The sequence below is a fragment of the Sphingomonas sp. T1 genome, assembly GCF_902506585.1.
Classification (GTDB): domain Bacteria; phylum Pseudomonadota; class Alphaproteobacteria; order Sphingomonadales; family Sphingomonadaceae; genus Sphingomonas; species Sphingomonas aerolata.
In genome coordinates, this window is record NZ_LR733915.1 from 1 (window position 1) to 1294 (window position 1294).

The window sequence follows — 1294 nt, forward strand, 5'->3', positions numbered from 1 at the left end:
CAATCGATCATGCCCCGGCTCGGCCGAACAATGCCCGGCATCACTGACCACTGCATTGCCGGGCATTGTTCGGCCGAGCCGGGGCATGATCGATTGCTTCAAGCGCTGAAACTCGAGCCTTTACTGAGACTTGGGATGCGGCTGGGGGAGGGAAGCGGGGCGGCGATTGCGGTGGGAGTGATCCGGTCGGCGTTGGCGGCGCATGATGGGATGGCGACGTTTGCCGAGGCGGGGGTGTCGGTGGCGTGAGTGGGGCGTTCCTGCTCCACCTGCTGCGGCATGGCGCGCCTGAACTGACCGGGCGGATGCTGGGGCGGACTGATAGTCCGGTCACGGCGGAGGGGATGGCAGCCTGTGTGGCGCGGGTAAAGTCACTGGATTTCAAGGGGCTGGTCTGTTCTGATCTCATGCGATCGCAGGCGATTGCTGATGCGATCGGACGGGGGCGGGGGCTGGCTCCAGCGACCGATGCGCGGTGGCGGGAGCTGGATTTCGGGGATTGGGACGGGCTGGCTGCGGCGGAGATCGACGCTGCGGCGTTGCAGCGGTTTTGGGACGATCCGGATAATGCACCGCCACCGGGTGGGGAACGGTGGAGCGATTTGGTCGCGCGAATTATCGACGCGATAGAAGATCTTACACCTGAAACCTCATTGATCGTGACACATGGCGGGGCGATCCGTGCGGCACTGAAATCACTGTGCGGGTTCGGGTTTCGCGAGCTCTGGGCATTCGATTTGCCCTATGCGGCGTTGATTACGCTACGGATCTGGCCGGACCGGACAGCGCAGATCGTGGCGCTGCACACGGATCCGGTTTCGTGAAGCGGCTGATCGTCGCCTTCGGCTTCCTGACGCGCGTGCCGATGCCGCAAGTCACTGCGGACGCTGAGGACTTTGCCGCCGCGATCCGGTGGTATCCGGTCGTCGGGGCGTGCATCGGGGTGGTCGTCGTGGGCGCGGGGTGGGTCGGCGCGCTGATCGATCCGTGGACCGGTGCGCTCGCCGCGCTGGTAATTTGGGTAGCGATTACAGGGGCTTTGCACCTGGATGGACTGGCAGATCTGGCAGACGGGCTGGGTGCTGCGCATGGCAATCGCGACAGGCTGATCGCGGTGATGGCGGATCCGCATATCGGCAGCTTCGGCGTTGTGATGATCGCGCTGCAACTCCTTGCAAAACTTGTCTTATTGCATGCCGTTTCCATTCAGGGATGGGCGGTCGTGATCGTCGTCCCGATGCTCGCGCGAATAGGGCCGTTATGCTGGGCGCGGTGGGTGCCGCTGCTCCGGGAG

Annotated in this window: 3 protein-coding genes; all 3 read left to right on the forward strand. The window is 64.1% G+C overall.

What is annotated here, in order from left to right; translation table 11 throughout:
- Positions 1 to 249: nicotinate-nucleotide--dimethylbenzimidazole phosphoribosyltransferase (locus GV027_RS21140; RefSeq protein ID WP_201302737.1), on the forward strand; the 249-nt coding region annotated here is incomplete at its 5' end.
- Positions 246 to 824 carry a histidine phosphatase family protein gene (locus GV027_RS21145; RefSeq protein WP_159513546.1) on the forward strand — a complete coding sequence of 193 codons (579 nt, stop codon included), beginning with the start codon at positions 246 to 248 and terminating at the stop codon, positions 822 to 824. The genes GV027_RS21140 and GV027_RS21145, both read left to right, overlap by 4 nt.
- Positions 821 to 1294: adenosylcobinamide-GDP ribazoletransferase (locus GV027_RS21150; RefSeq protein WP_159513547.1), on the forward strand; the 474-nt coding region annotated here is incomplete at its 3' end. The genes GV027_RS21145 and GV027_RS21150, both read left to right, overlap by 4 nt.